This is a genomic window from Pseudomonas sp. 2VD (assembly GCF_005503585.1).
Lineage (GTDB): Bacteria > Pseudomonadota > Gammaproteobacteria > Pseudomonadales > Pseudomonadaceae > Pseudomonas > Pseudomonas aeruginosa.
The window spans coordinates 1-1,135 of sequence record NZ_SCND01000677.1 but is presented as its reverse complement, the minus strand read 5'-3'; the positions used below and the strand labels follow the sequence as shown (position 1 = coordinate 1,135).

Here is a 1,135-nt window from a genome sequence, read left to right as displayed (position 1 = left end):
CTCAGCAGGTAGCCGCCGACGGTCGCCGCCAACCAGAACAGGGCTTGCTTATCGAGACTCATGGCGCGCCCTCCAGCGGCACATCCACTCCACCGACACCGCGGTGACCAGCATCACCAGCAGGGTGCTGAGCATGATCACCAGGAGGATGCGCCAGCCCTCGCTGCGTAGCAGCGCGCCGTAGTCGAGCAGGCTCATCAGCGCCGGGATGAAGAACAGCAACATCTCCGCCAGCAACAGGCCGGCGCCGGCCTGCAGCCAGGCCGGACGCAGCAGGCCGCTGGCGAACAGCAGCAACAGCGCCGCCAGGCCGACCACCCCGCCCGGCAGCGGCAGGCCGATGGCCTTCGCCAGCCAGCCGCCGGCCCACCAGAAGGCGATGAGTACCGCCAGTTCGGCGGCAAGGCGGGACAGACGGCGGACGAGCGGGGGCAACATGGGAAGGGCCTTGGCTGGGAAATCGGGGATGGAGAAAGGATAAGGCCCGGCCTATCATCCCCAAAGCGAATTGTCCGCATGAGAGCCATTCCAGAATGGAATTCCGTCAACTCCGCAGCTTCGTCGAAGTGGTCCGCCAGGGCAGCTTCACCCAGGCGGCTCAGGTCCGCCACGCCAGCCAGTCGACCATCAGCAAGCAGGTCGCCCAACTGGAGCAGAGCCTTGGCGTGCAGGTATTGGAACGCAACGGGCCGCACGTGCGCCTGACCGACGCCGGCGCCGTGGTGTTTCGCCGCGCCGAGGAGATGCTGCGGCTGCGCCGCGACCTGCTCAGCGAACTGGACGACCTCAGCCAACTCAACCGCGGCGAACTGCGCCTGGGCCTGCCATTGCTCGGTGCCGACGCGCTGTTCGCCCAACGCTTCGCCGAATACCGGCGGCGCTATCCGAACATCGCCGTGCACCTGGTGGAAGGCGGCAGCAAGACCATGGAGCAGGCGGTGCTGGCCGGCGAGCTGGAACTGGCCGGCAGCCTCACCCCGGCGGACGACGGCTTCGACTACCAGCCGTTCTGCAACGAACCGCTGGACGTGCTGCTGCCGGCCGGGCATCCCAAGGCCGCTGCCGCCAGCGTCGCCCTCGGCGAACTGGCGGACAGCCCGTTCCTGCTCTACCAGCAGAGCTTCACCCTCAACGA

Annotated in this window: 3 protein-coding genes; 1 reads left to right on the top strand and 2 read right to left on the bottom strand. The window is 67.8% G+C overall.

Features of this window, described 5'->3' with window-relative positions:
* Together FFS27_RS33970 and FFS27_RS33015 are read right to left on the bottom strand one after the other, a co-directional pair.
* A partial coding sequence (locus FFS27_RS33970; protein ID WP_256659913.1) for a hypothetical protein occupies positions 1–62 on the bottom strand: 62 nt, incomplete at its 3' end.
* Positions 49–438: a CidA/LrgA family protein gene (locus FFS27_RS33015; protein ID WP_003091885.1), complete on the bottom strand. Its 390-nt coding sequence runs from the start codon at positions 436–438 to the stop codon at positions 49–51. The genes FFS27_RS33015 and FFS27_RS33970, both read right to left, overlap by 14 nt.
* A gap of 95 nt (positions 439–533) precedes the next feature.
* Between FFS27_RS33015 and FFS27_RS33010 the strand changes: the two genes are divergently transcribed.
* Positions 534–1,135: LysR family transcriptional regulator (locus FFS27_RS33010; protein WP_137952571.1), on the top strand; the 602-nt coding region annotated here is incomplete at its 3' end.

Bases quoted from the DNA above. Each gene is read 5' to 3' on its own strand.
- FFS27_RS33015 (WP_003091885.1), bottom strand. From the start codon at position 438: ATGTTGCCCCCGCTCGTCCGCCGTCTGTCCCGCCTTGCCGCCGAACTG.